This window comes from Rhizobium sp. 01T437 (assembly GCF_056398505.1).
In genome coordinates, this window is the sequence record NZ_JBFTPM010000001.1 from 400,941 (window position 1) to 425,648 (window position 24,708).

26 protein-coding genes, 1 tRNA gene and 1 pseudogene are annotated in these 24,708 nt (G+C 60.3%); 10 read left to right on the top strand and 18 right to left on the bottom strand.

Annotated elements, in window-relative coordinates:
* The first annotated feature begins 76 nt into the window (after positions 1 to 76).
* The 6 genes from AC1DM5_RS02095 to AC1DM5_RS02120 all read left to right on the top strand — a co-directional run bounded on the left by AC1DM5_RS02095 (position 77) and on the right by AC1DM5_RS02120 (position 5,227).
* Positions 77 to 1,066: an RluA family pseudouridine synthase gene (locus tag AC1DM5_RS02095; protein ID WP_113325594.1), complete on the top strand. Its 990-nt coding sequence runs from the start codon at positions 77 to 79 to the stop codon at positions 1,064 to 1,066.
* On the top strand, positions 1,063 to 1,716 hold the full coding sequence (locus tag AC1DM5_RS02100; protein ID WP_477819485.1) for an HAD-IA family hydrolase: 654 nt from the start codon (positions 1,063 to 1,065) through the stop codon (positions 1,714 to 1,716). The genes AC1DM5_RS02095 and AC1DM5_RS02100 overlap by 4 nt, the downstream gene beginning before the upstream one ends.
* A gap of 9 nt (positions 1,717 to 1,725) precedes the next feature.
* The gene (locus AC1DM5_RS02105; protein ID WP_477819486.1) at positions 1,726 to 2,511 is read left to right on the top strand and encodes an ATP12 family chaperone protein; all 786 of its coding nucleotides are present in this window, start codon (positions 1,726 to 1,728) and stop codon (positions 2,509 to 2,511) included.
* 68 nt (positions 2,512 to 2,579) lie between these two features.
* Positions 2,580 to 3,032: a hypothetical protein gene (locus AC1DM5_RS02110; RefSeq protein WP_477819487.1), complete on the top strand. Its 453-nt coding sequence runs from the start codon at positions 2,580 to 2,582 to the stop codon at positions 3,030 to 3,032.
* A 138-nt stretch (positions 3,033 to 3,170) separates the two neighbouring features.
* The gene (locus AC1DM5_RS02115; RefSeq protein ID WP_477819488.1) at positions 3,171 to 4,703 is read left to right on the top strand and encodes an acyl-CoA carboxylase subunit beta; all 1,533 of its coding nucleotides are present in this window, start codon (positions 3,171 to 3,173) and stop codon (positions 4,701 to 4,703) included.
* A gap of 128 nt (positions 4,704 to 4,831) precedes the next feature.
* Positions 4,832 to 5,227 (top strand): DoxX family protein, encoded by a 396-nt coding sequence (locus AC1DM5_RS02120; protein ID WP_477819489.1) that lies wholly within the window; start codon positions 4,832 to 4,834, stop codon positions 5,225 to 5,227.
* Positions 5,228 to 5,289: 62 nt separating this feature from the next.
* Here the strand turns inward: AC1DM5_RS02120 and sugE are convergent, their stop codons facing one another.
* The 12 genes from sugE to AC1DM5_RS02180 all read right to left on the bottom strand — a co-directional run bounded on the left by sugE (position 5,290) and on the right by AC1DM5_RS02180 (position 14,872).
* Positions 5,290 to 5,604, bottom strand: a complete 315-nt coding sequence (sugE, locus tag AC1DM5_RS02125) for a quaternary ammonium compound efflux SMR transporter SugE (protein ID WP_477819490.1) — start codon at positions 5,602 to 5,604, stop codon at positions 5,290 to 5,292.
* Between the two features lie 169 nt (positions 5,605 to 5,773).
* Positions 5,774 to 6,217, bottom strand: a complete 444-nt coding sequence (locus AC1DM5_RS02130) for a YaiI/YqxD family protein (RefSeq protein ID WP_477819491.1) — start codon at positions 6,215 to 6,217, stop codon at positions 5,774 to 5,776.
* Between the two features lie 10 nt (positions 6,218 to 6,227).
* Positions 6,228 to 6,701: a GNAT family N-acetyltransferase gene (locus AC1DM5_RS02135; RefSeq protein WP_477819492.1), complete on the bottom strand. Its 474-nt coding sequence runs from the start codon at positions 6,699 to 6,701 to the stop codon at positions 6,228 to 6,230.
* Positions 6,701 to 7,828 carry an S-(hydroxymethyl)glutathione dehydrogenase/class III alcohol dehydrogenase gene (locus AC1DM5_RS02140; protein WP_477974518.1) on the bottom strand — a complete coding sequence of 376 codons (1,128 nt, stop codon included), beginning with the start codon at positions 7,826 to 7,828 and terminating at the stop codon, positions 6,701 to 6,703. Before AC1DM5_RS02140 ends, AC1DM5_RS02135 begins: the two co-directional genes overlap by 1 nt.
* 118 nt (positions 7,829 to 7,946) lie before the next feature.
* Positions 7,947 to 9,956, bottom strand: a complete 2,010-nt coding sequence (locus tag AC1DM5_RS02145; protein ID WP_477819494.1) for an acetyl-CoA carboxylase biotin carboxylase subunit — start codon at positions 9,954 to 9,956, stop codon at positions 7,947 to 7,949.
* 100 nt (positions 9,957 to 10,056) lie between these two features.
* The gene (locus AC1DM5_RS02150; protein ID WP_477819495.1) at positions 10,057 to 10,761 is read right to left on the bottom strand and encodes a hypothetical protein; all 705 of its coding nucleotides are present in this window, start codon (positions 10,759 to 10,761) and stop codon (positions 10,057 to 10,059) included.
* Between the two features lie 97 nt (positions 10,762 to 10,858).
* A complete protein-coding gene (locus AC1DM5_RS02155; protein ID WP_037102524.1) occupies positions 10,859 to 11,785 on the bottom strand; it encodes a DMT family transporter in 927 nt (308 codons plus the stop codon).
* A 63-nt stretch (positions 11,786 to 11,848) separates the two neighbouring features.
* Complete coding sequence (gene lipB / locus AC1DM5_RS02160) at positions 11,849 to 12,574, bottom strand: lipoyl(octanoyl) transferase LipB (protein ID WP_477819496.1); 726 nt, start codon at positions 12,572 to 12,574, stop codon at positions 11,849 to 11,851.
* 265 nt (positions 12,575 to 12,839) lie between these two features.
* Positions 12,840 to 12,924: transfer RNA gene (locus tag AC1DM5_RS02165), tRNA-Leu, on the bottom strand.
* A gap of 174 nt (positions 12,925 to 13,098) precedes the next feature.
* Positions 13,099 to 13,470: a hypothetical protein gene (locus AC1DM5_RS02170; protein ID WP_439015045.1), complete on the bottom strand. Its 372-nt coding sequence runs from the start codon at positions 13,468 to 13,470 to the stop codon at positions 13,099 to 13,101.
* Between the two features lie 330 nt (positions 13,471 to 13,800).
* Positions 13,801 to 14,298 carry a BON domain-containing protein gene (locus AC1DM5_RS02175; protein ID WP_477974521.1) on the bottom strand — a complete coding sequence of 166 codons (498 nt, stop codon included), beginning with the start codon at positions 14,296 to 14,298 and terminating at the stop codon, positions 13,801 to 13,803.
* A gap of 79 nt (positions 14,299 to 14,377) precedes the next feature.
* On the bottom strand, positions 14,378 to 14,872 hold the full coding sequence (locus AC1DM5_RS02180; protein ID WP_477974523.1) for a peptide deformylase: 495 nt from the start codon (positions 14,870 to 14,872) through the stop codon (positions 14,378 to 14,380).
* Between the two features lie 243 nt (positions 14,873 to 15,115).
* Here AC1DM5_RS02180 and mgtE point away from each other — a divergent pair, with 243 nt between their 5' ends.
* Together mgtE and AC1DM5_RS02190 are read left to right on the top strand one after the other, a co-directional pair.
* A complete protein-coding gene (gene mgtE, locus AC1DM5_RS02185) occupies positions 15,116 to 16,531 on the top strand; it encodes a magnesium transporter (protein WP_037102515.1) in 1,416 nt (471 codons plus the stop codon).
* 64 nt (positions 16,532 to 16,595) lie between these two features.
* On the top strand, positions 16,596 to 16,988 hold the full coding sequence (locus AC1DM5_RS02190) for a MerR family transcriptional regulator (protein ID WP_037102513.1): 393 nt from the start codon (positions 16,596 to 16,598) through the stop codon (positions 16,986 to 16,988).
* An 11-nt stretch (positions 16,989 to 16,999) separates the two neighbouring features.
* On the opposite strand, the gene AC1DM5_RS02195 is transcribed toward AC1DM5_RS02190, so the two are convergent.
* Together AC1DM5_RS02195 and AC1DM5_RS02200 are read right to left on the bottom strand one after the other, a co-directional pair.
* Positions 17,000 to 18,019, bottom strand: coding sequence for a heparan-alpha-glucosaminide N-acetyltransferase (locus tag AC1DM5_RS02195; RefSeq protein WP_477819499.1), 1,020 nt, complete (start codon positions 18,017 to 18,019; stop codon positions 17,000 to 17,002).
* Positions 18,020 to 18,787 carry a DUF599 domain-containing protein gene (locus tag AC1DM5_RS02200; RefSeq protein WP_113323430.1) on the bottom strand — a complete coding sequence of 256 codons (768 nt, stop codon included), beginning with the start codon at positions 18,785 to 18,787 and terminating at the stop codon, positions 18,020 to 18,022. It abuts the gene before it with no gap.
* A gap of 213 nt (positions 18,788 to 19,000) precedes the next feature.
* Here AC1DM5_RS02200 and AC1DM5_RS02205 point away from each other — a divergent pair, with 213 nt between their 5' ends.
* Together AC1DM5_RS02205 and AC1DM5_RS02210 are read left to right on the top strand one after the other, a co-directional pair.
* Positions 19,001 to 20,407, top strand: a complete 1,407-nt coding sequence (locus AC1DM5_RS02205; RefSeq protein ID WP_477819500.1) for an L-serine ammonia-lyase — start codon at positions 19,001 to 19,003, stop codon at positions 20,405 to 20,407.
* Between the two features lie 61 nt (positions 20,408 to 20,468).
* Positions 20,469 to 20,906: a DUF1489 family protein gene (locus tag AC1DM5_RS02210; RefSeq protein ID WP_477819501.1), complete on the top strand. Its 438-nt coding sequence runs from the start codon at positions 20,469 to 20,471 to the stop codon at positions 20,904 to 20,906.
* 66 nt (positions 20,907 to 20,972) lie between these two features.
* Here AC1DM5_RS02210 and AC1DM5_RS02215 read toward each other — a convergent pair whose 3' ends face one another.
* The 4 genes and pseudogenes from AC1DM5_RS02215 to AC1DM5_RS02230 form a co-directional block, all read right to left on the bottom strand.
* Positions 20,973 to 21,248 carry a hypothetical protein gene (locus AC1DM5_RS02215; protein WP_310388317.1) on the bottom strand — a complete coding sequence of 92 codons (276 nt, stop codon included), beginning with the start codon at positions 21,246 to 21,248 and terminating at the stop codon, positions 20,973 to 20,975.
* Between the two features lie 112 nt (positions 21,249 to 21,360).
* Positions 21,361 to 22,929 (bottom strand): serine hydrolase, encoded by a 1,569-nt coding sequence (locus AC1DM5_RS02220; RefSeq protein ID WP_477974525.1) that lies wholly within the window; start codon positions 22,927 to 22,929, stop codon positions 21,361 to 21,363.
* 119 nt (positions 22,930 to 23,048) lie between these two features.
* A pseudogene (locus tag AC1DM5_RS02225) lies at positions 23,049 to 23,809 on the bottom strand (hypothetical protein).
* Between the two features lie 203 nt (positions 23,810 to 24,012).
* Positions 24,013 to 24,618 carry a transglutaminase-like cysteine peptidase gene (locus tag AC1DM5_RS02230; protein WP_025668657.1) on the bottom strand — a complete coding sequence of 202 codons (606 nt, stop codon included), beginning with the start codon at positions 24,616 to 24,618 and terminating at the stop codon, positions 24,013 to 24,015.
* Between the last annotated feature and the right edge of the window lie 90 nt (positions 24,619 to 24,708).

Here is a 24,708-nt window from a genome sequence, read left to right on the forward strand (position 1 = left end):
TTGTGAAAAATGCTCTAAAGGCAGCGGCAAGAGAGGCGCCGGCTCCGACCGCGCCCATATTTTCCGAAAGAATTCCATGGCTGGTATAGAACACATCAAGGTGGAGCCCGATGAAGCGGGCATGCGGCTCGACCGCTGGTTCAAGATCCACTATCCGGGGCTTGGCTTCGGCCCTCTGCAGAAGCTGTTGCGCTCCGGCCAGGTCCGTGTCGATGGCGGCCGTGTCAAATCGGATGCGCGTGTACAGCCCGGGCAGATGGTGCGCATCCCGCCACTCGATGTCGATGCCAAGGCGAAGGGGCCGATCGCCGGCAAGGATCTCAAGCATTCGAGCGATTTCGAGCTTCTCTCCCGCATGGTGCTGCATGAGGATGACAAGGTCATCGTGCTCAACAAGCCGCCTGGACTTGCAGTGCAGGGCGGCTCCGGTGTCGCAAGGCACATCGACCAGATGCTGGAAGCCTGGATCAGCCCGAAGGGCGAGAAGCCACGCCTCGTTCATCGCCTCGACCGCGATACGTCAGGCGTACTCGTCATTGCCCGCACGCGCGGTGCGGCACAGAAGCTGACAGCCGCCTTCCGCGAGCGCGACACCAAGAAAACCTACTGGGCGCTGGTCAAGGGCGTGCCGCGCAAGCACGAGGACAAGATCTCGACCTGGCTCGTCAAGGAACCGACGGCCGACGGCGATCGCATGCGCATTGCCAAGCACGGCGAGGATGGCGCCGATCACGCGATTTCCTTCTACCGCGTGCTGGAGACGGCGGCGCAGAACCTCGCGTGGCTGGAGATGGAGCCCTATACCGGCCGAACCCACCAGCTGCGCGTCCATGCACTGCATATCGGCCACCCGATCATCGGCGATCCGAAATATTACGACGAGGATCCCAACTGGGATTTCCCTGGCGGTATCCAGAAGAAGCTGCATCTGCACGCGCGTCATATCGACATTCCGCACCCCTCGGGCGGGCGGCTGCGCGTCAGCGCGCCATTGCCGCCGCATATGGTGCAGACCTGGAACCTTCTCGGTCTCGACCTCGCAGGCGCTGAAAGGGACAGTGAATGAAGCTCGCGCTTTTTGATTGCGACGGCACGCTGGTCGACAGCGCCGGGCTGATCCACGAAACCATGCGCCGCACCTTCGATAAGTTCGGCAAGCCGGAACCGCGATTTGAAGACACAAAGGCGATCATCGGTCTGACGCTCGATATCGCCATTGCCCGCATGCAGGGCAAGCCGCATGTCGAGCAGGAAGATATCGACATGACGGCGCATTACAAATCGCTGTTTTCGGTCGTGCGGCAGGATCTCGACTACCGGGAGCCGCTCTTTCCCGGCATTCGTGAGATGATCGACGCCATCAGCGGGCGCGAGGATCTGTTGATCGGCGCGGTGACCGGCAAGTCCCGGCGCGGGCTGAACCTCGTCATGGAGACGCACGGCTTCGATAAGCATTTCACCGTCGCGCGCACCGCCGACGATTGCCCCTCCAAGCCGCATCCAGCCATGGTGACGGAGTGCTGCGATGAAACCGGCATGCATGCCACTGATGCCATTGTCATCGGCGACGCAATTTACGATATGCAGATGGCAAAGGCTGCCGGCGCCAAAGCGATCGGCGTTGCCTGGGGCTATGCCAGCGTGGATGAGCTGATCGCCAACGGCGCCGATGCGATTGCCTATCATCCGAACGAGATATTGCGCCATTTTTCCTGAGGTGAGCCCATGCGCGACCTGYTGAACGACCTTTCCGAAGGCCTSAGCCATCCCGATCCGATCCGCCGCGCGCAGATCCAGATGAAGAAGCCGCTGCCGAAGCGCTTCTATCAGGCGGTTGCCGTTGCGCCCCGCGAGGATGGTTTTGCGATCGAACTCGACGGCAAGATGGTGCGCACGCCGGCCCGTCAGATCCTGACCGTACCGAGCGAGAGGCTGGCAAAGCTCGTTGCCGCCGAATGGGATGCGCAGGCCGAGGTGATCGATCCATCGCTGATGCCGGTGACGCGCCTCGTCAATACGTCAATCGATGGTGTCGCGACCGACACACAGGCCGTCTTCGAGGATATCCTGCGCTTTTCATCGAGCGATCTGCTCTGCTACCGCGCCGATGGTCCGGAAAAGCTCGTCGAGCGGCAGACTGAGCGCTGGGATCCGGTGCTCGACTGGGCGGCCGCAGAACTCGGCGCGCGCTTCATCCTCGTCGAGGGCGTGATGCATCATGAGCAGCCACGCGAGGCAATCGCGGCCTTCGGCTCGGCACTGCGCCGGCACGACAGCGCACTGGAGCTGGCAGCCCTCCACACGGTGACGACGATCACCGGTTCGGCGCTGCTGGCGCTTGCCATTGCCGAAGGCGAGATCACGCCTGACGAAGCCTGGTCTCTCGCCCATCTCGATGAGGACTGGACCATCGAACATTGGGGAAGCGACGAAGAAGCCGAGAAACGCCGGGCCAAGCGTTTTGAGGATTTCAAAGCCGCAACGGATGTTTTTTTCGCGCTAAGGGCCTGAATCATATTGCCTTGATGGGCTTTATGACCAAATCTGCGACTCCAGACGGGGATGTGCGGGAATTTGGAATGAATTGGCCGAGGTCGAGATTTTGCCTGATAGCGCTTGCATGCGTGGCGCTAACGGCCTGCGCCAGCCTCATGCCGAAGAAGCAGGAAAAGCCCGTCTATGACGTGCGCAGCGCCGTCGTGCTCTCGAGCACGACTATGTCGGCGGAATTGCTTTCCGGTATCAGCGACCGTGTCAATGCCGCGATTCGCGCGACGGTCCGTACCAGCGAATTGCCGCGTGTGGTGCTGACGATCCGCATCGTTTCCATCGCAAAGGGCCTCGGGTTCCAAAAGGACCGCAATGTCGCGGAGGTGAGGATCGATGCCGCCTCCGTGGAAGACGGATCTGTGATCGCCGTGACCTCCTTCGAAGTCACAAGCATGACCGCCGATCCTGACCTTGCCGACGACATTCTGGCGGAAGATATCGCCGCGCGCGTGCGCTCCGCCTTCGCACTCAGCGGGCGCTAGATCATTTCGTTTTTCTTCGAAACCCGGAAATGATCTATCTCTTTGTTTTAACGCAATTCCGGACGCAAAACCGCTGCACACTTTTGCTGGAATTGCTCTAGCTGTAAAATCGGCCGTCAACGGCGGCGAGGGGAGATCATGAAGGATATTCTGGAAGAGCTCGAACGCCGCCGTGGTATCGCCCGTCTCGGGGGCGGACAGACCCGCATCGACGCGCAGCACCAGCGCGGCAAACTGACGGCGCGCGAACGCATCGATCTCTTTCTCGACGAAGATTCCTTTGAAGAGTTCGACATGTTCGTGGAGCATCGCTCCACCGATTTCGGCATGGACAAGAGCCGCATTGCCGGCGACGGCGTGGTGACCGGCTGGGGTACGGTCAACGGCCGTACCGTCTTCGTCTTCGCCAAGGACTTCACGGTCTTCGGCGGCTCGCTCTCGGAAGCCCACGCCGAGAAGATCATCAAGGTGCAGGATATGGCGCTGAAGAACCGCGCGCCGATCATTGGCATCTATGATGCGGGCGGCGCGCGCATTCAGGAAGGTGTCGCGGCCCTTGGCGGTTATGCCGAGGTCTTCCAGCGCAACGTGCTGGCTTCGGGCGTTATTCCGCAGATCTCTGTCATCATGGGGCCGTGCGCCGGCGGCGACGTCTATTCGCCTGCCATGACGGATTTCATCTTCATGGTGCGCGATACGTCCTACATGTTCGTGACCGGTCCCGATGTGGTGAAGACCGTCACCAACGAGACCGTTACGGCCGAAGAACTCGGCGGCGCGAGCGTGCATACGACGCGCTCCTCGATTGCCGACGGCGCCTATGACAATGATGTCGATACGCTCCTGCAGGTGCGCCGGCTTATCGATTTCCTGCCGCAGTCGAACACGTCGCCGGTGCCTGAGATCGAATGTTACCAGTCGGTGACCGATGCCGACAATTCGCTGGATACGTTGATCCCGGCCAATGCCAACAAGCCCTACGACATCAAGGAATTGATCCAGAAGGTGGCGGACGAGGGGGATTTCTTCGAGATACAGGCGAGCTTCGCCAAGAACATCGTCTGCGGCTTCGGGCGCATCGAGGGCTCGACTGTCGGCTTCGTCGCCAATCAGCCGATGGTGCTTGCCGGCGTGCTCGACAGCGACGCCTCGCGCAAGGCGGCGCGCTTCGTGCGCTTCTGCGACTGCTTCAACATTCCGATCGTCACCTTCGTCGACGTGCCGGGCTTCCTGCCGGGCACGGCGCAGGAATATGGCGGGCTCATCAAGCATGGCGCCAAGCTGCTTTTCGCCTATGCGGAAGCGACGGTGCCGAAGCTGACGGTCATTACCCGCAAGGCCTTCGGCGGTGCCTATGACGTGATGGCGTCGAAACATCTGCGGGGCGATCTCAACTATGCCTGGCCGACGGCGCAGATCGCCGTCATGGGCGCGAAGGGCGCCGTCGAGATCATCTTCCGCAAGGATATCGCCGATCCCGAAAAGATCGCGGCGCATACGAAAATGTACGAGGATCGCTTTCTGTCACCGTTCGTGGCGGCCGAGCGGGGCTATGTCGACGAGGTGATCATGCCGCATTCGACACGGCGCCGGCTGGCTCGCGGCCTGAAGATGCTGCGGAACAAGGATCTCAGCAATCCCTGGAAGAAGCACGACAACATCCCGTTGTGAACGAATAAAGGAGCCTCTTCAGGTGTTTATCCACTGTCGAAGTTGTGAACGCCCGTCAGCAAACTGTGTCTTCAATCCCTGTTAGAGACACGGTAACGCTCGGCAGCACACCCTTAAGGAGAGTCTTTATGTCAACTTTCGAGCGTCTATCCGCCTACCGCCCCTATGGTCTGGCCGCTCTCAGAATCATGACCGCGCTTCTGTTCATCGAGCACGGAACGATGAAGCTTTTTGGCTTCCCGGCAGCGCAGGGCGACGGCCCGCTGTCCACGTTGTTCCTGATTGCGGCACTGCTGGAAACCTTTGGCGGTATCCTCATTCTCATCGGCTTCGCAACACGGCCGGTGGCCTTCTTGCTAGCGGGCGAAATGGCGATCGCCTATTTCATGGCGCATATGCCGCACAGCTTCTTCCCGGCTCTCAACCAGGGCGACGGCGCGATCCTTTTCTGCTTCGTCTTCCTCTACCTGTTCTTTGCCGGCGCCGGCGCATGGTCTGTCGATAACAGAAACGCATCAGCCTAACAGAAGAGGCTGCGGGTTGCTTCATCGCCCGCAGCCTCTTCTTCATTTCAGATATTTCTTTTTCAGGCCGTCATTTTGAGGCCGGCAATGCCAGCGACGATCAGCGCGATGCAGATCAGACGAGAGGCGCTTGCTGCGTCCCCCAGAAGCCAGATGCCAAGCAGCACCGTGCCGACCGTGCCGATACCGGTCCAGATCGCATAAGCGGTGCCAATGGGCAGGCTTTTGACGGCGAGACCGAGCAGGATGACACTCACCACCATGGAAATGACCGTGAGGATCGTCGGCATCGGACGGGTGAAGCCATCGGTATATTTCAGACCGATTGCCCAACCGCATTCAAAAAGGCCAGCGAGAAAAAGCAGGAACCAGGCCATCATACTCTCCTTGTCAAGAGCGAGGCCGTCCCCGCGACTTTGCGACCCGGACTGATCCGAGCGCCGCAGTCGTCTGCGTCACATCTCATATGTGCGAGGGAACGGCTGAGTTCAAGCTAGGAATTGGCATAGCTGCCATGCCACCCGATTTCAGCGCGCGAGGCGACGATCATGCATTCTTTGCCCGGCGGCAGAGACGGTCGAAGGTTTCCAGGAAACGCGAACGGTCCTTCGGGCTGAAGGAAGCGTTGTAGCCCTTGCTCTCGCCGGTTTCACGCAGATGCGCGCCGAGATCGCGCATGGCGCTTGCCATGCCGATATTGGTTTCATCAAAGACGCGACCGGTCGGGCCGGTGACGAAGGAGCCTTTGGCGACGCAACGGACCGCAAGCGGCACATCGGCGGTGACGACGACATCTGTCGGGCCGGTATTGTCGGCAATCCAGTTGTCGGCAGCGTCGAAGGCGTTCGAGACGATGACGTTGCGCACCATCGGATCGCGCGATGGGCGGAGGCCCGAATTGGCGACGAAGGTCACTTCCATGTTGAGGCGCTCGGCCACTTTCAGGATTTCGGGTTTGACGGGGCAGGCGTCCGCATCGACATAGATCATGGCGATATCCTTACGCCGGCTGGGTGGCCGGCTGGCGGACCATATCGAGATGGGGAATTCCGTCTTCCAGATATTCCTCGGAGGTTTTGACGAAACCGAAGGATTCGTAGAAGCGGCGCAGATGCGCCTGCGCGGAGAGGCCGATGGGATTTTCCGGATAAAGCCGCTCGCAAACGGCGATCGATTCGGTCATCAGCGCATCGCCCAGCCGCTTACCGCGATGGGCGGGCGAGACGACGACGCGGCCGATCTTTACCGGATCCTGCGCGCTGTATGGCTTCAGGAGCCGCGTAGAGCCGAGCAGTTCGCCGTCATCCAGCAGCCGCAGATGCAGAGCGTCGATATCCTTGCCGTCCAGTTCCGGATAGGGGCAGTTCTGCTCGACGACGAAGACGTCGACGCGCATCCTCAAGAGATCGTAGAGCTCCCGCGCGGAGAGCTCATCGAGACTCTTGAGATCGACCTTGTAGGCAATAGCGGCCATCAATAGACCACGACGCCGCGGATGCTTTCACCCTTATGCATGAGATCGAAGCCCTTGTTGATGTCTTCGAGCGGCATTGTGTGGGTGATCATCGGGTCGATCTGGATCTTGCCTTCCATGTACCAGTCGACGATCTTCGGCACGTCCGTGCGGCCGCGGGCACCGCCGAAGGCCGTACCCATCCAGTTGCGGCCGGTGACGAGCTGGAAGGGACGCGTCGAGATCTCCTGGCCGGCTCCGGCGACGCCGATGATGATGGATTTGCCCCAGCCGCGGTGGCTTGCTTCCAGCGCCTGGCGCATGACCTTGGTGTTGCCGGTGCAATCGAAAGTGTAATCGGCGCCGCCGATCAGATCGCCGTGGCGCTTCGTCATGTTGACGAGATAGGGCACGATCTCGTCGCCGACTTCCTTGGGGTTGACGAAATGTGTCATGCCGAACTTCTCGCCCCATGCCTTGCGGTCAGGGTTGATATCGACACCGATTATCATGTCGGCGCCGGCAAGACGCAGGCCCTGCAGGACGTTGAGGCCGATACCGCCGAGACCGAAGACGATTGCCGTGGCACCCATCTCGACCTTGGCCGTGTTGATGACGGCACCGATACCGGTCGTGACACCGCAGCCGATGTAGCAGATCTTGTCGAAGGGCGCGTCCGGATTGACCTTGGCAACGGCGATTTCCGGCAGAACCGTGAAGTTGGAGAAAGTCGAGCAGCCCATATAGTGGTGGATCTTGTCCTTGCCGATCGAGAAGCGCGAGGTGCCATCAGGCATCACGCCCTGGCCCTGGGTCGCGCGGATCGAGGTGCAGAGATTGGTCTTGCGCGAGGTGCAGGAATAGCACTCGCGGCATTCCGGCGTGTAGAGCGGAATGACATGATCGCCCTTTTTCACGGACGTGACGCCCGGGCCGACATCGACGACGATGCCGGCACCCTCATGGCCGAGGATTGCCGGGAAAAGGCCTTCCGGATCAGCGCCGGAAAGGGTGAAATCATCGGTGTGGCAGATGCCCGTCGCCTTGACCTCGACCAGCACTTCGCCGGCCTTCGGACCCTCCAGCTGAACGGTCATGACCTCGAGCGGTTTTCCTGCCTGAACGGCAACGGCGGCGCGAACATCCATCTTCGATCTCCTCGTGATTTGCGTGGCGGACTCTTGCACGCCCGACGAGGATGGCTCAAGCGGAAAAAGGGCTTAGAGCGCCATCCGAAAATCGGTTCCGACTTTCGGGTCGAGTGTTTTAGGCGAATTCCATGATGACGGCATCGACCGCGAGGCTTTCGCCGGGAGCGGCCTTGATCTTGCCGACAACGAGGTCGCGCTCGGCACGCAGCACGTTTTCCATCTTCATGGCTTCGACGACGGCAAGCGTTTCGCCCGCCTTGATCTCCTGGCCCTCGGAGACGGCAATGGAAACGACGAGGCCGGGCATAGGGCAAAGCAGTAGCTTGGACGTATCGGGCGGCAGCTTGACGGGCATCAGACGGTCAAGCTCGGCATGGCGGGGCGTAAAGACACGCGCCTTGACCGACAGGCCCTGCCAGTCGATGCGCAGGCCGTTGAGGATCGGGCGGATCTGCGCCGTCACCTGCCGGCTGGCAACCCTGCCGTGCCAGACCGGATCGCCCGGTCTCCAATCAGTGACAACGGTTTCGGTGCGGCCGCCGACCTCCATTTCCATTTCGAAGGGAATGGTGACGAGGCCATCGACCAGTTTGACCGGTACATAATTGCCGCCGAGCTTGACGACCCATTCTTCACGGAGCGGGCCGCTGGGGTGACGCAGGCGATCGGTGAAGCCTTCGCGCCTGATAGCATCGACCAGGGTCGCCGACAGCGCGATGGCCGCAAGAGCTGCCTCCTCCGAAGCATCCGGCGCGATCGGCGCAAAGCCCTCAGGATATTCCTCGGCGATGAAGCCGGTGGAAAGACGCCCTTCGCGCCAGCGCGGATGTTTCATCAGCGCCGAGAGGAAGGGAACATTGTGCTCGATGCCATCGACCACGAAGGCGTCGAGCGCCTGTCCCATCGCTTCCACTGCCTGCAGACGGCTCGGCGCCCAGGTGCAAAGCTTGGCGATCATCGGGTCGTAATACATGGAGATTTCAGCGCCTTCGAAGACGCCGGTATCGTTGCGGACGATCACATCGCCATTGCGGCCCTCTGCCGGCGGGCGGTAGCGCGTCAGGCGGCCGATCGAGGGCAGGAAATTGCGGTAGGGATCTTCCGCATAGAGGCGGCTTTCGACCGCCCAGCCCTTCAGCTTGATATCCTTCTGGGCGAAGGGCAGCTTTTCGCCGGCGGCGACGCGGATCATCTGCTCGACGAGATCGATGCCGGTCACCAGTTCCGTCACCGGGTGCTCGACCTGCAGGCGGGTGTTCATTTCGAGGAAATAGAAATTGCGGTCGCGATCAACGATGAATTCCACCGTGCCGGCGCTCTGATAGTCGACGGCCTTTGCCAACGCCACCGACTGTGCGCCCATGGCGGCCCGCGTTTTTTCATCAAGGAAAGGTGAGGGCGCTTCTTCGGCGACCTTCTGGTTCCGGCGCTGGATGGAGCATTCGCGCTCGCCGAGATAGACGACATTGCCGTGGGCATCCGCCAGAACCTGGATTTCGATATGGCGCGGATCGACGACATATTTCTCGATGAAGACGCGGTCGTCGCCAAAGGAGCTTTTGGCTTCGGAACGGGCGCGGTCGAAGCCGTCGCGCACTTCCGATTCGTTCCAGGCAATGCGCATGCCCTTGCCGCCGCCGCCTGCCGACGCCTTGATCATCACGGGATAACCGATCTCGGCCGCGATCTTTTCAGCGTGGGATGCATCCTCGATGACGCCGAGATAGCCCGGCACGGTCGAGACCTTGGCGGCATTGGCGAATTTCTTCGATTCGATCTTGTCACCCATCGCCATGATGGCCTTGGGCTTCGGACCGATGAAGATGATACCTTGCTTTTCCAGCGCCTCGCAGAAGGAGGCACGTTCCGACAGGAAGCCGTAGCCGGGATGCACGGCTTCAGCACCCGTCTCCTTGCAGGCGGCGATGATCTTGTCTGCGACAAGATAGCTTTCGGCTGCCGGGGCAGGGCCGATATGGACGGCCTCATCGGCCATCTCGACATGCAGGGCATCCCGATCCGCATCCGAATAGACCGCAACGGTGGCAATGCCCATGCGGCGCGCGGTTTTGATCACGCGGCAGGCAATCTCGCCGCGATTCGCGATCAGGATTTTCTTGAACATCGAGACTCCACCCAGGAAATGCGTTCCGGAGTTTTACGCATAAAAAGCCGGAACGCACAATTGGGCTGAAGAATCAGAGGCAGTCCGAAGATTTGAGAGATCAGGCAACTGCGGCTGCGGCGACAGGCTCTTCGTCGATGATGCGCAGCCAGCGGCTGCGTCTCGGCTGGGCATAATCCCTGAGTTCGACCGCCGCCATGATCTCGCCCCAGCGCTGATGATTGGCGCCTGATAGCGTTGTCGTCTCGATGCGCTGCAGGACGCCATATTCGATCGGCGAAACGCCGATGACGCCGCCTTCGCTGACGCTTCTCAAAACGCGCATGACGTAATCCACATCCTGCCGTGTGATGCTCCTGCGGTCGGTGGCACGGGTCAGCTTGTAACCGCCGATATCCTCGCCGAGCGCCAGGCGGAGCTGATCGAGCGCCAGGGCGCGCAGCTCATCAGGCACGTGAGCGCTGAGTTCCATGACGTGCAGGATAAGCTCGAGCTCGAGCGCGGAATTGACGACGCCGTCAGTCGTGAACATGCGCATGATCCATGCGACGTTGATCTCGTCCAGCGAGCCCTGCGGATAGGTATAATCGACGATGAAGCCTGCCAGCTGTTCAACGAAGAACGTGTTCCATTCGGCGCATTTTTCGGGGCAGGAATTATTGAGCGCCAACATCACCACGACATGATCGGATGTCCGGATTCCCTCCGGAAAGGTGTGTTTGCGCAGCAGCACGATGTCTTCGGCCGTCAGCCGATGCTTCCCGGCGATGACACACGCCGGAAAAGCGAGACGGAACTCACTCATGTTTTATCTCCAGACTTCATCATGAAGTCGGAAATGGTTTTAGCGATCCCGAATTGAAGATCCCTCAAGAAGCAGGGTTAACCTTCGATGCCGCATTTCATGCGGATTTTAGTGATCGCGCCTGGAGACGCTCACGCCAGATGATAAAAAGCCCCGATGCAACGATGATGGCGATGCCGATCCATTTGGAAACATTCGGAAAATCGCCGAAGAGGGCGTAGCCGAGCACAGTTGCCGAAATAATCTCGAAATATTGGAACGGCGCGAGCAGCGAGAGCGGCGCCAGCCGGAAAGCCTTAACGACCAGCATGTGCGCATAGCCTGAGATCGTGCCGAGGATCAGTAACAAGACGAGGCCGAGCCAGGAGGCGGGCAGGGAGGGCGTGAAGTCGGCATTGCCGAGGCTGCTTCCGACAAACATTGCGCCCGCCATGAAGATCGTCCCGCCGATGCCGGACATGGTCTGCATGGTCAGCGGCGAATCCGCCTCGCCGATGGCGCGATTGAGGAAGAGATAGAGCGAGAAGAGAAAGGCGCAGAAGACTGGCAGCAGTGCTTTCAGGCCGAAGATCTCATAGCTCGGCTGGATGACGATCATGGCGCCGCCGAAACCGACGACGATTGCCATCCAGCGCCGCCAGCCGACCTTGTCTCCCAGGAAGAGCGCAGAAAGCGCCGTCAGCATGAAGGGCTCGACGAAATAGATGGCGAAGACATCGGCGAGCGGCATGTATTTGACCGCGACGAAGAAGAGCAGGCTCGCCGCACCATGCAGCGCGCCGCGCAGCAGGTTCATCCACGGGCGCTTGGCCGACAGAGCCCGCATACCGAACATAGCAAAGAGGATCGGCAGGGTGCAGACGAGCTGGAAGAAGAAGCGGTAGAAGGTTACCTGTCCGGGTGACATCCCCTCGAAGGTCGCCATATATTTGGCGATCGCGTCCATCGTCGGCAGGATTGCCATTGCGCCGGCCATGATGGCCATGCCTCGGAGCGGATTCTGTGCGGAGGGAGATTCGGACATGATGGCTGCTTCTTGCGGATGGTGTCATGAACCACAGGAAGCCTGGGCAATCAAGGACGGCAATCAGGGACAGTGTCCGGTGTCGTTGACGGTTTCGCCGAAGATTTCTTCGAAGGCGGCGCGCAAGCGGATATCGGCATCGGTCATCATGACCGGCAGGCCAAGATCGACGAGACTGGTGACGCCATAGGCCGAGATACCGCAGGGCACTATGCCACTGAAATGATCGAGATCGGGATCGACGTTGAGCGACAGGCCGTGGAAGGTCACCCATTTGCGCAGGCGGATGCCGAGTGCCGCAATCTTGTCTTCCGCCATGGTGCCGTCAAGCAGCAAGGGCCTCTCCGGCCGGCGGACCCAGACGCCAACGCGATCTTCGCGGCGTTCACCGCGTACATTCATCGAATCGAGCGTGCGGATGATGACCTCTTCCAGTGCAGCGACGAAGGCACGTACATCCTGCCTGCGACGCTTCAGGTCGAGCATGACATAGGCGACGCGCTGGCCGGGGCCATGATAGGTGTATTCGCCGCCACGGCCGGTGGCGAAGACCGGAAAACGATCCGGCTGGACGAGATCTTTCGCATCGGCGCTGGTGCCCGCCGTATAGAGCGGCGGATGCTCCAGCAGCCAGACGAGCTCGTCGCCACCTTCTGAAATCGCTGCGACTTCCCGTTCCATCGTCTCCACCGCTTCCAGATAGGGAACGAGCCCATCGGCGATCCGCCAGCGAACGGGGCGCGAGCCAAGTTTCGGGAGCATGGAGAAGTCGAGATCGGTGCGTAGCATGGTAGTCCTTGGCGCTACCCGCAAAAGGAGAGGGCGGGCGCGGGATTCTATATGGACGCAGGCGCAGAGCGATTCAATCGCTCTTTGCGGCGGGCAGCCATCTCACAGATGCAATCAGCCGGTGCCAGCAGGCGTTGCTGTGATATCCACGAGGGGCGGTATCGGTGGGAAGGCGCTGCAGCGCTACGTGTTGCCGCAAGGGCATCAGGACCAGAGAACTAAGCCTATGGCCAAAAAAGAAAAAACCCGCCGAAGCGGGTTTCTTTGGTGCGGTCGAGAAGACTCGAACTTCCACGGGTTGCCCCACAGCGACCTCAACGCTGCGCGTCTACCAATTCCGCCACGACCGCATCGTGGTAGAGCCGATTTGCGTCGGCGAGGCAGCATGTAGCAAAAGCCTCAGACGGACACAAGCGCGATGTGACAGTTTTTTTTAAAAGCTTGCCACAGGTGTGGATTACGCGGCGCGGGACATTGAATTTACAAGAGAAAAGGGCCGGAAACCGGCCCTTTCTTGGATCATGTCAATGCATTGCGCGGCATGCCTCTGTGCGGCTTGCACCGCTATCGGCACCTTTCTGACGCGAGCCTTTCGGGCCGATCATGCTGTGGCAATCCGGAAGCGGCTTGATGCTGGCGGTTGCGGTGTTGTCGACTTTCGCGGGCTTAGACATCGCGGCAGGTGCGAAGCCGTCGCTGTCATTCGTATAGTCGCTGGAATAGGCCGGGGGGGCCACACGCGTCGGGTAGTGGACGGGCTTTGCCGGCGCGACCGGCGTCTGGTAGAGGCCATCACCATCGTTGGAATAATCGTCCATAAATTTCGGCTGCGCGAAAGCGGCACTTGCCATGCTGACGGCAAACAGGGTGGCGGCGACGGCGAATTTCATGCGCATGGGTCTATCTCCTCAATCTGTTGTTGAATTCAACAACGCAAAACCAACCCTCGGCAAGATCGAGTCCGCTCCCCAATTCGGGCAATTTTGTGAGAGTGATGACAGCCATCTTGCGACGTTTTGTCCAAATGAAATCACATATTTGTCAATGTTCTTGAGGGGCGCGTTACCTTAGCCGGCACAGTTAATAGCCTGAGATGTCAGCGCTTTCATCGAGATGACAATCCTGCAATCTTTAATTGATTAACTATTTTTAATTTTAGAGACATAAAAACCGGAAAGCAGGTCGCTTTCCGGTTTTGAAATGCGGCAACTTTGTGTTTTTCGGCCTTAATCCTCGTTCGGGATGTGGGCATCGACACCTGTCATCTGCAGCCGGTTGCGCACGCGACGAACACCATCCCCCGACAGGGCGGCGAGCTCAACCTTGCGGGCAATGCCGATTGTTTCGACGGAACCCTCCAGCATCACGGTATGGCCATCGGCGTGAACTTCCACACTGTCGATATCCACGTCAGGGATGTTCTCCAGAGTCTCAGTCACGCGGGCTTCGAGGTCGTCACTCTCGTCGCGGTCGATTGTATCAGGCTCGAGCGAATCCTTCAGGCGGTTTTCATTGCCGTCCTCGTCCGTGCCATCGATGCGGAAGCCGCTATTGCGGTCCCGGTCGAAATTGGCCGAGGTTTCGCCATAGGCGCGGTTTTCGCTACCCGCAGCTTTGGCGCCACTGCCGTCGGCATAGGGCCAGCCCTCGTCCAGATTGCGCGCTTCGAAGTCGCGGTAATCCTCTTCGCGGGAAAGCGAGGACTTGTCATTGATACCAGGCATTTCCGTCTCCTTCCGGTTTTCATTCTACAAGGCAAACGCCGGAAGGGCGCCGTTGGTTCGCTCGATAGCGGCGCGGCCTTCAGCTTTTCGTCTTTTCCCATTTCCTGATCAGCCGATCACGCTTCAGCCGTGACAGGCGCTGCAGCCAGAAAATGCCGTCGAGCTGGTCGACTTCATGCTGGATACAGATGGCGAGGAAGTCCGATGCCTCTTCTTCGTGCTGATAGCCGTCCAGATCTTGATATCGGAATCTTATTGCCTTCGGGCGCGTGACCTCGTCCGTTGCGCCGGGCATGGAGACGCTGCCTTCCATATGAACCATCGTCTCGTCCGAAAACCACGTGATCTCGGGATTGGCGTAGATCCGCACGCCGTCCGCCTTGTCGAGCTCCAGCACCGTCAGACGCTGGAAGACGCCGATATGGGCAGCGGTGATGCCGACGCCGGGGGCGGCGCGCATCGTCAGCAGCAGATCGTCGGCAAGCTGCGACAGGGCCGAATCGAACACCGTCACGGGCGCGCAGACCGTCTTCAGGCCGGGATGCGGATAGCGGAGAATTTGGCGGACCGGCACAGTTAAGCTTCCTTTCGGCAAATGGCAGCGGAAACTATAGCCGACCGCAGGCATTGTCATCAGAAAGCATAGGTTAGCGCTTTACGGCAGAAATGCTTTCCGCTAGCTGGTCAATGAGGATTCCGGCGGCCGCAAGGGCAGGGCGGAATTCGCTTATCCGCTTGTTGACAATGCATTTTCAGCCGACATTCTCGAATGCGGCTCGTTAGTCTTTGAAATCAAATTGAGATGCGAGGGCGGCATATGACGACGACCGACACGGAAGACCGCAATCGCAAACGTCCGTCCGACGAAGACGTCGACATCTACAACGAAGACGGCAATGTGCGCAGCGACTTCCTGGCGCGCCTGGGTGCCGCCATCGCCGACCGCGACACGCTGTTTCTTCGCCAGAATGTCGCGCGCCTGCACGAATCGGAAATAGGCGACCTCCTGGAATCGCTGCAGCCGGATCAGCGCCTGGCGCTGGTGCGCCTGCTCGGCGACGATTTCGACATGACGGCGCTGACCGAAGTGGACGAGACGATCCGCCGCGAGATCGTCGACCAGTTGCCGAACGAGCAGATTGCGGCTGCCATCGGCGAACTGGATTCGGACGACGCCGTCTACATTCTCGAAGATCTCGACCAGGAAGACCGGGAAGAGATTCTCGCGCAGCTGCCGTTCACGGAGCGGGTGCGCCTTCGCCGCGCGCTCGATTATCCCGAAAGTTCTGCCGGCCGCCGCATGCAGACGGAATTCGTCGCCGTGCCGCCGTTCTGGACCGTCGGGCAGACGATCGACTACATGCGCGACGAAGAGGATCTGCCTTACTCCTTCTCGCAGATCTTCGTCATCGATCCGACCTTCAAGCTGCTCGGCGCGGTCGATCTCGACCAGATTCTGCGCACCAAGCGGCAGATGAAGATCGAAACCATCATGCGGGAAACGAACCATCCGATCCCCGCCGAGATGGACCAGGAAGAGGCTGCCCAGCTCTTCGAGCAGTATGACCTTCTCTCCGCAGCCGTCGTCGACGAGAACGAACGGCTCGTCGGCGTGCTCACCATCGACGACGTGGTCGACGTGATCCATGAAGAGGCGGACGAGGACATCAAGCGCCTCGGCGGTGTCGGCGACGAAGAACTGTCCGACAACGTCATCTCGACCGTGCGTTCGCGCTTTCTCTGGCTGTTGATCAATCTCGGCACGGCGATGCTGTCTGCCAGCGTCATCGGGTTGTTCGACGGCTCGATCGAGAAGATGATCGCGCTTGCGGTGCTGATGCCGATCGTTGCCTCCATGGGCGGCAATGCCGGCACGCAGACCATGACCGTGACGGTGCGTGCGCTCGCGACCCGCGACCTCGATATCTACAATGCCGGCCGCATCATCCGCAGAGAGGCGGGGGTCGGCATCCTGAACGGAATGCTCTTCGCCTTGCTGCTGGGCGTGATCGCCGGCACCTGGTTCCACAATTACCAGCTCGGCGCCGTCATCGGCGCGGCAATGATCATCAATCTGATTGCGGCGGCGCTTGCCGGCATCCTGCTGCCGCTGCTGCTCGACAAGATGGGGGCGGACCCGGCAATCGCCTCGTCCGTCTTCGTGACGACCGTCACCGACTGCACCGGCTTCTTCGCCTTTCTCGGCCTCGCGACATGGTGGTTTGGTATCTGAGCAGATGCCGAAATTGACTATTACGTAAAAGTCAATATTATGCCGGGTCGATGACGGGGATGAGATGCTAGTGAACAAGTATTATACCATAACGGAGCTGACGCGCGAATTCGGAGTGTCGACGCGTACGCTTCGCTTCTATGAAGACGAAGGTTTGATCCATCCGGAGCGCCGCGGACGCACGCGGTTGTTCCGGCCTGCCGACCGGCGCCTCATTCAGGAAATCCTGCGCGGCCGGCGCATCGGCTTCACCATTGCTGAAATCCGCGAAATCATTCAGGTCTACAAGGAGCCGCCGGGCGAACTTGGCCAGATCAAGCTGCTCATGAAGCGCGTCGACGAAAAGCGCGAAGACCTGCGCCAGAAGCGCAAGGATATCGACGAGACGATTACCGAGCTCGACAATATCGAGGAGGCCTGCCTCGGCCGCCTCGCCGAGATCGGCGTCACGACCTGATTATTGCTTGATCACTGTTGGGGCTCGGGCTGCGTCTGCGGCACGGGCTCTATTTCGGCGCTGCACTGGCTGGCAAGCGCCATGATCCGCTCATCATCCGCTTTGACCTCACCGGCCTGGAACGGCATGAAGAGTTGTTGCGCCTGCAACTGATCGAGCGTGCACTGGCAGAAGCTGCGGCAGAGCGCTTCGCCCTGCTCGACCGAGCAGGACGTGTTGCATTGGCGCAGATAGGTCGCGGCCGGATCGGGCTTTGGCGGCGCGACGATGAAGGTCAGGCCATAGGCGATGGCGATCAGTACCGGTTGGTGGACGAGGTAGAAGGCGAGGCTGTGGCGGCCGAGGCGCGCGAGCCATGTTCCACCCGTGCCCAATGATGCCAGCTTCTGTGGCAGGTTTGTGCGGAAGGAAAGACGCGCGAGGCCCATGCCGAGAAAGAAGGCCGTCGCCCAGGGGAAGAGCGGCACAAAATCGTTCGACCGGTCCGGCGTGGCCGCAAAGCCGAGCCAGGCCAGATATTTCGGGTCGAACAGGTGCGAATCCAGCACGCCGGGCATGACGAAGGCATCGGCGATCCAGGCCACGAAAAGCGCCAGCGCGACGAGCAGGGTCACGGGCAAGGGCAGGCGCAGGAAGACTACACCGATCAGGCTCAGAACCGCGATGGAATGCAGAATGCCGAAATAGATCCATTCGCCGGGCACGAAGTAGGTTGTCGCGGCCGAAATCATCGCGGCCGCGCCAGCGATCATGGCGAAACGCTTCCAGAACGACGGCCAGCGGATGTCCGGCCGGCTGGAAAGCACAAGGCTGACACCGACGATGAAGAGGAAGGTGGTGGCGATCGCCCGGGCATAGATCTTCAGCCAGCCACTTTCGGCCGTTCCGGGCGTAAGGTAGCCCATGAACTCCAGATCCCAGCTGAAATGGTAAGTGGCCATAGCAATGAGCGCCGCGCCGCGCGCTGTATCCACAAGGCCTATACGCGGCGGTTTTGCGTCAGCCGCTGCTTCCGTTACCGACACTATCATTCACAATCCCTCGGACAGCTCATCACCGTCACTCGCTGACGGCTTGTTGCGCTGAACAGGAGAAAGGTGGAGATTTGGTGGCGGGTTTGCGTCCATGATGGCGAGGCGCGCTTCCGAAAAGAATTGCCGGCGGGTGAGGACGAAAACTACGATTGATGTAGTACCCATAAAAACATAGGGGTTAATGAACCAGCCGAGATAGCCGATCGACAGGAAGATCGCCCGAAGCCCCTCGTTGAAATGGCTGCCGGCGATGACGTTCATGCGGATGACACGCTCCGCTGCCCGCTCGGCGGCAATGATGTCCTTCTCCGTATCATGCACCATCGGAATGCCGCCGAAGAGAATGGTGCAATAGTTGAAGAGGCGGTAGGACCAGCCGAATTTGAAGAAGGCGTAGCCGAAAAGGGCTGCAAGGCCGCCGACCTTCATTTCGAAGACGGCGTGGCCGCTATGGAAGACGAAGGGCAGGTCGGCGAAGACTGCATCCACCTTTTCCGTGGCGCCAAGTAAGGCGAAGCAGCTGCCGATCGCAAAAATGGATGTGGAAGCGAAAAAGGCAGTGCCATTTTGCAGCCCCGCCATGATCTGGGTGTCGATCATCTTCAAATCGCGGCGCAGGGAATTATATATCCATTCACGCCGCCGCTCCGCCATGGCATGGGTCAGGCTCGTGCGCCCGAAGAAGGTCTGGCCGTGCAACAGCCACGAATAGCCCATCCAGATAAAGATAAAGAAGGCAAGCGCGATGTAATCCGCCGTCGTCATCATCAGTGATTCATTTCCCGCATCAAACGGGGCCACTCTACATATGCATGCGATTGCTGCAATGACCGGCAAGATGAGAATGACTAGCAAGATGGGCTGCTTCGAATTAGTGTCCGGCCGGATGTCGCACCGGTTCAAGGCGATGTCGGTCCGCCACGCGGATGCGGAACCGGGCTCGCATAGTCTGCATCGTGAAATTTAAAAGGCGCTTCCATGTTTCTTTCGGTATTCGATGTGTTCAAGATCGGTGTCGGGCCGTCGAGCTCGCATACGATGGGGCCGATGACGGCTGCCAACCGGTTCCTTGAGCTCCTCCTGTCCAACGAATGGCCGCGTCCTTCCACCGGCGCGCAGGTGGCCGCCATCAAGGTCAGCCTGCATGGTTCGCTCGCCCACACAGGGATCGGCCATGGAACGGGCAGGGCGGTCATCCTCGGCCTGATGGGCGAGGTGCCCGACAAGGTTGACCCCGACCGCATGGATGCCATCATCGATGGGGTGGAAAAGAGTGGCCGGATCACGCCCGAGGGGCATCCGGCCTACCAGTTCCAGCCGAAGACGGACCTGATCTTCGACAAGAAGCAGCCGCTGCCGGGTCACGCCAACGGCATGAGCTTCTCCGCCTATGACAAGGACGGTCGGCTTCTCGTCAAGCGCATCTATTATTCCGTCGGCGGCGGCTTCGTTGTCACCGATACGGAGCTGGAGCAGATGCGGGCGCGTAAGAAGGCGTCGCAAGGCAATTATAAGGTGCCTTACCCCTTCGCCAGTGCCAAGCAGATGCTGGAAATGGCAGAACGTTCCGGCCTGTCGATCGCGCAGATGAAGCGCGCCAATGAGGAAAGCCAGCGCAGCCGCGAGGAGCTGGATTCCGGCCTCGACCGCATCTGGGAGGCGATGCGCTCCTGTATCGAGCGCGGGCTCAAGGTGGAGGGTATCATGCCCGGCGGCCTGAACGTCAAACGCCGGGCCAAGCATATTCACGACAAGCTGCAGGAAGAATGGCGCAGCAACCGCGTCAACCCGCTGCTCGCCAACGACTGGCTCAGCGTCTACGCGATGGCGGTCAACGAGGAGAATGCTGCCGGCGGACGCGTCGTGACGGCGCCGACCAATGGCGCGGCGGGCGTCATTCCCGCGACGATCCGTTACTACGAGCATTTCCACGAAGACTGGGACCGGAACGGCATCCACGACTATCTGCTGACTGCAGCGGCGATCGGCGGCATCATCAAACACAATGCGTCAATCTCGGGCGCGGAAGTGGGCTGTCAGGGCGAGGTCGGCTCGGCCGCCGCCATGGCAGCAGCCGGCCTCGCAGCCGTCATGGGCGGCACGCCGGCCCAGATCGAAAATGCCGCGGAAATCGCGCTCGAACACCATCTCGGCATGACCTGCGATCCGATCGCCGGCCTGGTGCAGGTTCCCTGCATCGAGCGCAATGCGCTGGGTGCGGTGAAGGCGGTCACGGCCGCATCGCTCGCAGTGAAGGGCGACGGCCAGCATTTCGTGCCGCTCGACGCCTGCATCGAGACGATGCGCCAGACGGGTTACGATATGAGCGAGAAGTACAAGGAAACCTCGACTGGGGGCCTTGCCGTCAACGTCGTAGAATGCTGAGTTTGTGGACGCCCGTTGCTTCCTTCTTGACGCTGCCGGTCAAAAGGATTTCAACGGCAGCATGGCACTGAATCTCATCAAACTCTGCGTCGGCTGCGACTCGATCGAAGACCTGCGCGAATGGGTGGCCGAACGGTCGTTGCGCGCCATCGCCGCCGGACTGGAACCGCATTCGGTCCATACGACACGCATGGTACCGAAGCGCGTGGACGAACTGCTCGACGGCGGCTCGCTTTATTGGGTGATCAAGGGGCAGGTACAGGCCCGCCAGAAGATCCTCGATATCCAGACATTCACGGACGGTGAGGGGATTGGCCGCTGCCATCTGGTGCTCGGTCCTGAGGTGATCGAAACCTCGGTGCAGCCAAAGCGGGCCTTCCAGGGCTGGCGTTATTATCCTGATGAGGATGTGCCGCGCGATCTCCACAGTCTCGGCGCAGGTATTGCGGAAATGCCAGCGGATCTTCGCCGCGAGCTTTCGGAACTCGGATTGCTTTAAAGCCGTTTGTTTTTACACAATTCCGGACGCAAAACCGCTGCGCACTGCTGGAATTGCTTTGACGCTTCAGCGCAAACGCAGCACGACCGGCGAATTGCCATCGGGCGACGTGATGTGCAGGTGGATATGCGCCTCGGGCTGCGAGTAGCGCCAGGCGCGCGCGCCGTGGCACAGCAGCAGGTTGATGAGATCACGGGTCTTCGGCGACTTCGCTCTTGGGCGCTGCAGGCCGATTTCGGCAAGACGCAGCGCTGCCTCGTGCAGCGGATGCAGGCCGGAACGGCCCTTGTTGACCGCCCGGCGCCCTGCAGGCGCATTTGGAATATTCTCGTTGATCGACATCATCTTCCTCGTACGCAATACAAATCGAACTAGGATCGACTGCCGGCGGCGCGAACACCGCAGCCGGCAGGCGGGAGCGCCGCCAAATCAGTCATAGGCAGCGCCGGATATCTCATTGGGCAGCCGCCCAGCACTTGACGCCGGCCTTCTTCAGGGCCTTGCAGGCGTTGACCGCATCACGCTGGCCATCGAAGCCGCCGAAGCGGGCGCGGTAGATCTGATCGCCGTCATTGGCATAGGCGACCGCGAAGGGCTTGGCGGAGCTCAACGCCTTGCCGCCCTTGGCCTTGGCGTTTGCCAGAAGGTCCATCGCCATTTCACGGCTGGAGGAGACGCCGATCTGGACGACCCAGCCGGATGGCTGCGGCACTTCCTTTGCCGGGGCAGCCTTGGTGGAGGCTGTCGTAACCTCGTCGACGGAGGTGTCGCCCTGTTCCGGCGGTATATAGGCAGGTGCCGGCGTCGGCACGGCGACGGAAGCCTGTTCCTGCTGCTGCTTGATCGGCACGGTCTTGACCTTGGTCGGAGACGGCATCGGCTGCGTCAGCAAGGGATTATCTGTTTTGGGTGCGGCGGTTTCCGCATAGGCGACCTCGGTGCTTGCCGTCTGATAACGGCTGTCCGGAAGCGGACCCTTGTGGGGCAGGCCGAGATCGGCAGCGGCTGCCGTGACCGGCGGCTGATTGGCCGTTATCGTTTTCTTTTCAGCCACCTGGGCAACCTTGGCAGGGGAAACCGGAGCAGGTGTTTCGATCATCTCGGGCATCGGCTTCGACTGGGCGACAAGCGCGCCGCCGCTGCTGGAAGCCTTCGGCATGTAGGTCGCGAGCAGATTGCGCATCTGCGAGTCGCGAGCAGGGGTGGATGCACCGCCGAGAACCACGCCGACGATCGACTTGCCATCGACCTGCAGGGAGCTGACCAGATTGAAGCCGGCGGCGCGGGTGTAGCCGGTCTTGATGCCATCGACGCCACGCACGGAGCCGACGAGGCGATTATGGCTGCGGATCACGCGGTTGCCGAACTTGAAGGCGCGCGTGTTGAAATAGCCGTAATATTGCGGGAAATGCTGGCGAAGGGCGATACCGAGGCGGGCCTGATCGCGGGCCGTCGTCATCTGCGCGGTATTCGGCAGGCCGTTGGCATTGCGATAGGTCGTGCGCGTCATGCCAAGCGCATGGGCCTTGGCTGTCATCATCTGGGCGAAACGATCTTCCGAACCGCCGAGCATTTCGCCAAGGGCGGTCGCAGCATCATTGGCAGACAGCGTCACAAGGCCGAGGACACCCTGTTCGACGGTGATCGTGCCGCCGGCGCGCACGCCAAGCTTGGTCGGCGCCTGGGCGGCAGCGTGAGCGGAGAAGGGGACGGGCGTATCGAGACGGATGCGGCCCTGCTCGAGTGCCTCGAATGTCATGTAAAGCGTCATCATCTTCGTGAGCGACGCCGGGTATTGCAGACGGTCGGCATTCTCGCTGTAGAGAACGTTCCCCGTCCGAGCATCGACGACGATGCCGGCATATTTCGGATTTGCAGCTTCCGCTTCGGCATTGACCGAGTCGACCGCGACGATCGCGATAGCCATCGAAAGGATCGTCAGCACCTTTGCGAGGAAACCGGCAGACCGCGGCGATGATACGGAGGAAATTGACCTTGACACTATTCCACTCTTCGCTTGCATTTTGGATATTCGGCGGATCACGCGCCCCCTACTGCGTAACCGGCTGTCTTGGAAAACTACCGGTTCAGCGTTACCAATCCGTTTATGATGAATCGTTTCTTCAGACATTTGCGGGGATTTTAGCGGAGTGTTGCAGACCGGCTCACAAGCCGGCTTTCCACAAAAGTCCTGATCGCGGCATCAATATGGTCCCAGTCGGCCAAATGACGGCTCGAGAACCGGTAGAGCACACTTAAATCATTGCCGACCTTGATATCACGCTGGCAATCGCCGCTGGTTGCCATTTCCGCAGACGAGGGCAGGACGCAGCGCACGACATAATCGGCGCTTCCTTCGCGCGGCGCGGTCAACAGCACCTCGCCGTTGTAACCGGCATCGGCTCGCAGGCGGTGCAGCGTCAGGCCATGCGCAAAGGTTTCCGAGGCACCATCCATCAGGTGCGAATAAATCGGCTCTAGCCGGCCCGACATGTCCCGCGACATCGTGCCTTGGGTGATCTGCAGGAAAATCAGGCCTGACGATTGGGCAACGTCGTCGAAACGCTGGCGCGTTTCCTTGCTGTAGCCCTGCATCTCTGGCCAGGTGAGATAGAGATCGACCCGTTCGGCCGTGCCATCATGGCGTTCGCTGGGGAAGCGAATCGTGTTGGCAGGCAGGCCGACTGTGTCGAGGCCGATGGCGAGCGTGATCCCGGCATTGCTTTCAGTATTGCCGGCAAGCGAGATGTGACGGCCGAACCAGCGGCCGGCAACGGTGATCGCAACCGTCAGCAGCGCTAGCACCGCAATCGTCGCCGTGACGCGGACCAGGAAGCGGGTTGAAAGAAGGGGCTGCTCACCAGGGTGGCCCACGGCGGAATTGCTCATCGTCGTCCTCGGATATCGGGCCGCCGTAAGAAAAACGCGAGTCGTCGGTGCCGGTGAAGAATCTGCTGATGAGGATGGAGTGGCGGGAGTTAACGGGCCGTTAACTCAACCAAAAGGAAGTACCACAAAAGAAGCGAGCCGTTCCCGGGACAGCGGGAACGGCTCTGGGCGCCGGTCGGGACGGGGATGCGGGGACTGACCGGGGCCGGTATGCCTGTTACTTCACGCTACCGACAGCGACGGCGCGGCCGTCCTGCAGCTTCGTCCATCGGGCCGGATCATCGGCGGACTGGCGCTTCAGGTAGGTGTATTCGGTATCCGACCACAGCAGCACCTTGTTGCGCATATTGTCGAGAATGAAGTCGCCGTGATCCGTACGCACCGTCAGCACCGCATGGCCCTCGCCATTCGGCTGCAGCACGACAGTCATCAGCGTATCTGATGGAGAGAAGCCGGCATCGATCAGCATCTTGCGCTTCAGCAGCGCGAAATCCTCGCAGTCGCCGACAGTGCGCGGATAGGCCCAGCGCTCCTCGACACCATAGATCTCCATGTCCGTCATCGGCTGGATGGTCGAGTTGACGGTGTAGTTGACCTTGAGGATCTCCTTCCAGCGATCCTCAGTCAGGATCGCCGGGCCGGCATCACCGCCGGCATAGGCGCATTCACTCGGATTGGCCTGGCAGAATTCATAGTGCCCGATCGGCGGGCTCGCATTGCCTGCAAGTGTCATGCTGGCGGGTGATGCCTGTCCTGCGCCCGCCATTGCCACCGTTACGCTAACGGCCAGAAGGCCGCTCTTCAGTAGATTTCGAATTGACATTATCGTCTCCCCGTTATGAGGACGACAATGACACGGACGTTTTTATCTCACGCAAAATTACGCAATCAAATTAATGGCTTAGTTGATTCA

What these genes read in the sequence shown, in the direction of transcription:
- AC1DM5_RS02095 (WP_113325594.1), top strand. Translation starts at nt 77, where the DNA reads ATGGCTGGTATAGAACACATCAAGGTGGAGCCCGATGAAGCGGGCATG.
- AC1DM5_RS02100 (WP_477819485.1), top strand. Translation starts at nt 1,063, where the DNA reads ATGAAGCTCGCGCTTTTTGATTGCGACGGCACGCTGGTCGACAGCGCC.
- AC1DM5_RS02110 (WP_477819487.1), top strand. Translation starts at nt 2,580, where the DNA reads ATGAATTGGCCGAGGTCGAGATTTTGCCTGATAGCGCTTGCATGCGTG.
- AC1DM5_RS02115 (WP_477819488.1), top strand. Translation starts at nt 3,171, where the DNA reads ATGAAGGATATTCTGGAAGAGCTCGAACGCCGCCGTGGTATCGCCCGT.
- AC1DM5_RS02120 (WP_477819489.1), top strand. Translation starts at nt 4,832, where the DNA reads ATGTCAACTTTCGAGCGTCTATCCGCCTACCGCCCCTATGGTCTGGCC.
- sugE (WP_477819490.1), bottom strand. Translation starts at nt 5,604, where the DNA reads ATGGCCTGGTTCCTGCTTTTTCTCGCTGGCCTTTTTGAATGCGGTTGG.
- AC1DM5_RS02130 (WP_477819491.1), bottom strand. Translation starts at nt 6,217, where the DNA reads ATGATCTATGTCGATGCGGACGCCTGCCCCGTCAAACCCGAAATCCTG.
- AC1DM5_RS02135 (WP_477819492.1), bottom strand. Translation starts at nt 6,701, where the DNA reads ATGGCCGCTATTGCCTACAAGGTCGATCTCAAGAGTCTCGATGAGCTC.
- AC1DM5_RS02140 (WP_477974518.1), bottom strand. Translation starts at nt 7,828, where the DNA reads ATGGATGTTCGCGCCGCCGTTGCCGTTCAGGCAGGAAAACCGCTCGAG.
- AC1DM5_RS02145 (WP_477819494.1), bottom strand. Translation starts at nt 9,956, where the DNA reads ATGTTCAAGAAAATCCTGATCGCGAATCGCGGCGAGATTGCCTGCCGC.
- AC1DM5_RS02150 (WP_477819495.1), bottom strand. Translation starts at nt 10,761, where the DNA reads ATGAGTGAGTTCCGTCTCGCTTTTCCGGCGTGTGTCATCGCCGGGAAG.
- AC1DM5_RS02155 (WP_037102524.1), bottom strand. Translation starts at nt 11,785, where the DNA reads ATGTCCGAATCTCCCTCCGCACAGAATCCGCTCCGAGGCATGGCCATC.
- lipB (WP_477819496.1), bottom strand. Translation starts at nt 12,574, where the DNA reads ATGCTACGCACCGATCTCGACTTCTCCATGCTCCCGAAACTTGGCTCG.
- AC1DM5_RS02170 (WP_439015045.1), bottom strand. Translation starts at nt 13,470, where the DNA reads ATGCGCATGAAATTCGCCGTCGCCGCCACCCTGTTTGCCGTCAGCATG.
- AC1DM5_RS02175 (WP_477974521.1), bottom strand. Translation starts at nt 14,298, where the DNA reads ATGCCTGGTATCAATGACAAGTCCTCGCTTTCCCGCGAAGAGGATTAC.
- mgtE (WP_037102515.1), top strand. Translation starts at nt 15,116, where the DNA reads ATGACGACGACCGACACGGAAGACCGCAATCGCAAACGTCCGTCCGAC.
- AC1DM5_RS02190 (WP_037102513.1), top strand. Translation starts at nt 16,596, where the DNA reads ATGCTAGTGAACAAGTATTATACCATAACGGAGCTGACGCGCGAATTC.
- AC1DM5_RS02195 (WP_477819499.1), bottom strand. Translation starts at nt 18,019, where the DNA reads ATGATAGTGTCGGTAACGGAAGCAGCGGCTGACGCAAAACCGCCGCGT.
- AC1DM5_RS02200 (WP_113323430.1), bottom strand. Translation starts at nt 18,787, where the DNA reads ATGACGACGGCGGATTACATCGCGCTTGCCTTCTTTATCTTTATCTGG.
- AC1DM5_RS02205 (WP_477819500.1), top strand. Translation starts at nt 19,001, where the DNA reads ATGTTTCTTTCGGTATTCGATGTGTTCAAGATCGGTGTCGGGCCGTCG.
- AC1DM5_RS02210 (WP_477819501.1), top strand. Translation starts at nt 20,469, where the DNA reads ATGGCACTGAATCTCATCAAACTCTGCGTCGGCTGCGACTCGATCGAA.
- AC1DM5_RS02215 (WP_310388317.1), bottom strand. Translation starts at nt 21,248, where the DNA reads ATGTCGATCAACGAGAATATTCCAAATGCGCCTGCAGGGCGCCGGGCG.
- AC1DM5_RS02220 (WP_477974525.1), bottom strand. Translation starts at nt 22,929, where the DNA reads ATGCAAGCGAAGAGTGGAATAGTGTCAAGGTCAATTTCCTCCGTATCA.
- AC1DM5_RS02230 (WP_025668657.1), bottom strand. Translation starts at nt 24,618, where the DNA reads ATGTCAATTCGAAATCTACTGAAGAGCGGCCTTCTGGCCGTTAGCGTA.